6 protein-coding genes are annotated in these 6,538 nt (G+C 36.7%); 4 read left to right on the top strand and 2 right to left on the bottom strand.

Going from position 1 to position 6,538, the window contains the following annotated elements; genetic code table 11:
* Nucleotides 1-185: 185 nt before the first annotated feature.
* Both HCG69_RS20525 and HCG69_RS20530 read right to left on the bottom strand, forming a co-directional pair.
* Nucleotides 186-698, bottom strand: coding sequence for a ferritin-like domain-containing protein (locus HCG69_RS20525; protein ID WP_221651557.1), 513 nt, complete (start codon nt 696-698; stop codon nt 186-188).
* A gap of 105 nt (nt 699-803) precedes the next feature.
* On the bottom strand, nt 804-1,958 hold the full coding sequence (locus tag HCG69_RS20530) for a helix-turn-helix domain-containing protein (protein WP_221651558.1): 1,155 nt from the start codon (nt 1,956-1,958) through the stop codon (nt 804-806).
* A gap of 264 nt (nt 1,959-2,222) precedes the next feature.
* On the opposite strand from HCG69_RS20530, the gene HCG69_RS20535 reads away from it, so the two are divergent.
* From HCG69_RS20535 to HCG69_RS20550, 4 genes are read left to right on the top strand one after another with little or no spacing between them, the layout of a single operon-like run.
* Nucleotides 2,223-2,957 carry an anti-sigma factor antagonist gene (locus HCG69_RS20535; RefSeq protein ID WP_221651559.1) on the top strand — a complete coding sequence of 245 codons (735 nt, stop codon included), beginning with the start codon at nt 2,223-2,225 and terminating at the stop codon, nt 2,955-2,957.
* Between the two features lie 15 nt (nt 2,958-2,972).
* On the top strand, nt 2,973-3,926 hold the full coding sequence (locus HCG69_RS20540) for an ABC transporter substrate-binding protein (RefSeq protein ID WP_221651560.1): 954 nt from the start codon (nt 2,973-2,975) through the stop codon (nt 3,924-3,926).
* A gap of 10 nt (nt 3,927-3,936) precedes the next feature.
* The gene (locus HCG69_RS20545) at nt 3,937-5,883 is read left to right on the top strand and encodes a SpoIIE family protein phosphatase (protein ID WP_221651561.1); all 1,947 of its coding nucleotides are present in this window, start codon (nt 3,937-3,939) and stop codon (nt 5,881-5,883) included.
* Between the two features lie 4 nt (nt 5,884-5,887).
* Nucleotides 5,888-6,295 carry an ATP-binding protein gene (locus HCG69_RS20550; RefSeq protein WP_221651562.1) on the top strand — a complete coding sequence of 136 codons (408 nt, stop codon included), beginning with the start codon at nt 5,888-5,890 and terminating at the stop codon, nt 6,293-6,295.
* Nucleotides 6,296-6,538 lie beyond the last annotated feature (243 nt).

Consider the following 6,538-nt stretch of genomic DNA (forward strand, 5'->3'; position numbering starts at 1 on the left):
GCAACCCATTTAACTTATTTAACTGTTTTTTCTTGCACAAATATTTGCGCAGGTCTTAGAATTCTGCGTTTCAATAATACCCCGCCCAATAATCATTTATATTGTGATGTATTACTTATAGAAAAAAGAGGGACTATTCCTTTTACAGAATAACTCCCTCTTCCCACTCTTAAAGAAACTACTACTTATTTCTTCAGAAAAGATTCTTTCATTTTGGCAATGTCGTTCAGATAATCCTGCAAATCCTGTTCATGATCTTCCTCCTCAGCCAGAATATGCTTGGCGATATCACATGTAGTATAATCTTTACCATTGGTAAAGTTTGCAATTTCCTGATAGCGGAGGATAGCGCAGCGTTCAGAGGCTACATTCTGATTTAGTAAGCTGACTGAATCAAACTCGGTTGGTGTGTCATACTTGCATCTGGCCAATTCAAACCATTTTTTAGGATCAAGTACCGGAACACCTTCTAGTTCAATGATACGATTGGCTAGTAACTGTGCGTGCTGACGCTCTTCTTCGGCATGTTCTTCGAATTCACTTTGTACGCCGGTACGCATAGTACCTTCAACTACTAATGCACCTATCCAGTATTGATAGTATGCTAACCATTCTTCGGATAATGCAGCGTTCAGTTGATCAATTAAACTTTTTACATCGAGCTTTCCTTGCAGGATTTTCACACTTTCTTTAGCCATAATTTTAAAGTTTAGGTTATAAATATTAAGTTGCTTAAGTAACAGGGGCTAAAGAATTTTGTTTTCAGATGTATCTGATTTAACAATAACAAAAATACTTATTTGTTAAGTGGAAACTGCTTTATTCTCTTTTTGAAGCATTTCCATGTATTCACTTGGAGACATTTTTTCGATATTGGAGAAATAACGGTAAAAACTGGAACGTGAAGTGAATCCACTTTTAAACATTAACTCTTTGACTGTTAATTCTTTTTTTTCCATAGCTTGTTCTTTGAAATATTGTAACCGGTGAAAATTTATATAATCTCTGAATCCGGAAAAACCATCATAGTGCAGGGCTTTGTTAAGTCTGCTTTCATTGGTATTTAGACTTTTAAGTAAATCCTGTAAAGAATATTGTGGATTAATAAAAGGTCGGTCTTGTTTCATCAGCATTTGCAAATGATTACTAAGTTCAAGTACTATTGGGGATACTTCTATTTCTTTAATAGCTTCTATCTCTTCCGATTGTAGATTCTCTACTGGTAATGGAGGCAGCGAGAGTGGGTCTCCATTATATATATACAATATATTCAGATAAATAGTTGGTAAGATAACAAAATACCCGAATAGGTTAAAGCTAAGTCCGCTGGTTCCTAACATTAGCCAGATGTATCCGGACATTATTAGTCCAAAGCAAACCATATAAGTTGTCATACCCCTGCTTTGTTTTCGCCGGACTGGAAGCCACTGCCTTAAATAAGGAAAGAGAAAATTAATAGAAGGCGCTACAACACTTACTATGAATAGTATTAGTCGCATGGCAACATCCTGGCGGGTTATGTTTTGTTTGATATCAGCGAATGATTTGAGGATTGTATATTGTCCGTTAAATAACTCGTAGCAACATGCAATGCATATAATGAGTAAAATGGGAATACATAAATTAAGTATTCTCGTCAGATTCATCCATCCCGGTTTTAGTGAAGCGATGGGGAAGATTGAAAAGAGTTGAAAGAAGACGACAGTGCGTACGATATGCCATAACGACAGGTGGTTTAAAGGTACTTCCGTGAATAATGGCATTCTTTGGACATCTTTATTAAAAAGCCATATCCATTCCGTATTGTCATACAAAAGAAGAAGAGATAGGAAGATAGCCAACATACCCCATGATCGCTGAATGCTGTTGCCGGAAGAGCGTATAAAAACAATGATTCCTGCTACTAAGCCAATAGCATCAAGCAATAACTCAAAACACAACATGATTACACTGACCATCTTTACCTTTTAATTTTGTGGCAAAAGTAAGTCATTCGGGAATATAGCAAAGTGATCCTTCTTTAAAATGCGTCCCATTTAGGGGACTTTAGCCAAAATGGGACTATGCTTAACTTGGAAAGTTGTCCCACTTTGTCTGATATGCTGATATGGGAAGCTTTTTATTGGGACAGATTTCGCTATATGACTTTCAACGAATACCTTTGACGGCTAGTCACAATCAAGACAATTATTAAAATGTATATGATACGTTATCTAAAAAATATGGAAAGAGAAATTATCATCAGTAATAGTTCGAGTGAAATTGCTAAGATCACTCAGTTTATCGAGGAATTATCGTTATCATTACAGTTAAGTTCTTGTGTGACGATGAGTATAAATCTTGCTATTGAGGAAGCGATCATCAATATTATAAATCATGCTTATCCGACAAGTAGAAAAGGCGAAATAGTGCTTCGGGTTAAAGTCAGCTCGCAAGTTCTTACCTTTTTAATTATAGACGATGGTATTTCGTTTGATCCTATCCAGGCAGAAAGTCCGGATGTCACTATGTCTTTAGAGCAACGTCTCACCGAAGGATTACGATTTTGCCTTATTCGCCGTACGATGGATGAAGTTAGCTATCGTACAATTGGTACATTGAATCATTTAACATTGATGAAAAGGATTGATGTGCTTCCGAGGCAAGAGGCAACAATGAAAACAAATCTTTGTAAAATAGAAGACGTTACCGTGCTGGCTATAGAAGGCAGACTGGATACGATTAATGCCAATGATTTTAATGTTGTTATCCAGCCTTTGCTTGCAGATACTACTCCTAATATTATAATTAACTGTGAAGGTATGACATATATTAGTAGTTCCGGACTTCGAAGCTTTATAATATTACAAAAGAGCGTTTCTCTGCATAATGGATGTCTTGCGGTCGAGGCTGTTCAGCCCGAGATTCGTAAGATATTTGATATGACAGGGTGTTCTTCTCTTTTTACCATCCGTTGAATTTATCATACACAAATGAAACAAATCCATTTAGCAAGTGGTCTATTGTCATTATTGACATTTTTTGTTATTGAAGTAAATGCCCAATCTATAACTATTACTCCCAAATGGACTGCCCAAGCACAGTTTGCAGGGTATTATGTGGCAGAAAAGATGGGCTTTTATAAAGAAGAAGGGCTTGAGGTGCACATTCGCCATCCGTTTATTTCGGAAAGCTCTTTTTCTTTTTTAGATAAAGGTTTGGCGCAGGCGGTAGTAATGAACCTTTCGTATGCTCTTACGGAAAGAGCTATGGGAGGCGCACGCGTCGTGAATATAATGCAGACTTCACAGGAAAATAATTTAATGTTGGTAAGTCGTTCACCTTTGAAGGGTATTTCATCATTACAACATAAGAAAATAGCTGTTTGGAATCACTTGAGCCAGAAATTGCTTGATCAGATAGCTCGTTTTTACAACTTGCAAGTAGAATGGGTTCGTTTTAATAGTGGCGTTAATATTTTCCTTTCCGGAGCTGTTGATATTTGTTTGGTAGGAAGTTTTAATGAATATCCGCAACTGATTGAATGTGGAATGAAAATAGATTCTACCTGTACTTTGCGCTTTGCTGACTATGGATATAATTTGCCTGAAGATGGACTCTATATTACTGAAGAATTTTTATACCAACATCCGGAAGCTGTTCGTAAATTAGTACGTGCAAGTATTCGGGGGTGGATATGGGCTAATGAACACCGGGAAGAAACGCTTGATATCGTTATGGAGCAAGTTCATCGTTGTAATGTAGGTACAAACCGTTATCATCAGCGTAAGATGCTTGAAGAAGTACTCCGTTTACAAGTTGATAGGCGGACTGGTAAGCGCACTTATCATTTGAGTCGTGAAGGGTTCAACTGTGCTGTGAATCATCTGTTGCCCGAGAATGTGCAAAAGAGTAACCATATTAGTTATGAAGATTTTGTAAAATAAGCATGTTTTTATGAAATATATCTTTTGTAAATCTTTTGCGACTCAATTAAGCATCTATGTGCTTTCGTTTACGTTGGCTGTTTTTGTTGTTATAATACTCTTGTTCTATACCTACAGTCGTGATAAAATAATAGAGCATGCAGTAGATTATACTCATGGAGTGCTGAATAATATGTCTACGCAAATCAGTGCACAGTTGCTGACAGTGGAAACAACAATGAAACAATCAACCTGGATGCTGGAAGCGAATCTGAATAATCCCGACTCGTTGTACCGGATTGTTACTGCTGTAGTAAGGGAGAATGATCTTATTGTGGGGAGTGGTATTGCTTTTGTCCCTGATTATTATAAGAGAAAAGGGAAATACTTTATGCCCTATGCTTCTTTTCGAAACGGAAAAGATGGGGAAATTGTCTATCAGGTACTGGGTAGTCAGGATTATGATTATCCTTGTATGGATTGGTATCTGATCCCCAAACTACTTAAACAGAATTATTGGAGTGAACCTTACTATGATGCCGGGGGAGGAAATACTATTGTAGGTACTTACTCAATGCCGCTTTATGATGTAAATGGTGAAATATATGCCGTATTTATTGCTAATATATCTTTGTCGCAATTTACTGATATGGTAGGGAAGCTAAAGCCTTATGAATTTAGTCATACCTTTTTGCTTAGTCGCAATGGTGGCTTTCTGACGCATGTTGATCGTACGAAAATAATGAATGAGACTATTTTTTCTGAGGCTTTTGATACACAGAATTCCCAGTTGGAATATATCGGTCATGAAATGTTGGCCGGGCACTCCGGAACTGTGAGATTTTATGATAAAGGGAAGGATTCATATGCATTTTATACTACTATTGCCAATACAGGATGGTCGGTTTGTACAGTTTGTCCGGGATCTATCATTTTGCATGAGTTAGACTCTACTTTGTACCTTTTTATATGTGCCTCTTTGACAATCATGCTGGTTTTGTTTTTACTTATATATAGTATAATCCGTAGGTTGGTGCGGCCATTAGAGAAGTTTTCGGAATCGGCACGCGCCATTGCAACAGGTTGCTTTGATGTAATGCTTCCCGAAGTCAATTCGAATGATGAAATAAAAGATTTGCATGATTCTTTAGCTTATATGCAACATTCTTTGTCAACGTATGTATCGGAATTACAGCAAACAACTGCAATGAAAGAGCGTATTGAAAGTGAACTATCTATTGCTCATGAGATACAAATGAATATGATTCCGAAAGTATTTCCTCCTTATCCTAATCGTGATGATGTAGATATTCATGCAATTTTGCGTCCTGCACGTGAGGTAGGTGGTGATCTTTATGACTTTTTTATTGATAACGAACGACTCTTTTTTGTTATAGGAGATGTGTCGGGTAAAGGTGTTCCAGCTTCTTTATTCATGGCTATAACTCGTAGCTTATTTCGTACTTTGTCGCAACAGGTATTATCTCCGGCTGATATCGTAACAAAGATGAATAATTCGATCTCTGACAGTAATGAATCTAGTATGTTTGTTACTTTGATAGTTGGAATTCTTGATTTACGAACGGGTTGTTTAAAACTTTGTAATGCGGGGCATAATCCACCGATATTAATTCGATCTGGTAGCAATGTTTCGTTTTTAGATTTGAAAACTCATCTTTTTGTAGGTGTTATTAATGATTTTATATATACTGACGATGAAATCATTTTAGAAAAAGGGGATAAACTGTTCCTTTATACCGACGGTGTGACTGAGGCTGAGAATATCTCTAAAGAATTATATGGTGACGAAAGATTATTGAAAATTCTGTCTGCGAATACTCCTCGGTCAGATGCGCGTTCGACGGTAAATACCGTAGTCGGTTCGGTTGCGCAACATGTGCAGGAAGCCGAACCCAGTGATGATCTGACTATATTATTAATATGTTACAAACCTGAAATACTTGACCCAAAAGAATAGTACCATGGAAAAAGAATTAAGAATAACTAATGATTTAAAAGAAATCACTGTTTTGGTTGATTTTGTAAAAGACTTATGTGAAGAGTTAGCTCTGCCTATAGAGACGGAAATGAATATAAATCTGGCTTTGGAAGAAGCCGTTGTTAATGTGATTATGTATGCTTATCCGGTTCAAGAACCACATGATATTTTATTAAAAGTTAGTTCTGATGAAAATCAGCTTATTTTTTTATTAACGGATAGAGGATATTTTTTTGATCCTACCGTGGTGGCTGATGCTGATTTGACACTTTCGATTGAAGAACGTCCTATTGGTGGATTTGGTATTTTTCTCATCCGTCGTATTATGAATGAAGTTTCCTATCAACGTCTGGATGATGAGAATCAGTTGACTATGAAGAAATCTCTTTGAATTGTTTCTTTGTTTGAGGTCTTTCGTATACATTTAATTGGGGGGGATGGGCTCTGGGTTTTGTGCGTATTTTCCCATTTCTATTTTTTTGTTATCATCAATCCTTACTTGTTTTCAATAAAAAAAGTGTACATTTATTATTTTTTGTAATCTATTGCTATTCAGTGCGTTGCTATTTTTGTTTTTTCCTCTACGAGAAACGTCCCGTTTCTCTACGACGATCGTCCTGTTTCTCTACGATGA

This window comes from Bacteroides sp. K03, assembly GCF_019734355.1.
Lineage (GTDB): Bacteria > Bacteroidota > Bacteroidia > Bacteroidales > Bacteroidaceae > Bacteroides > Bacteroides nordii.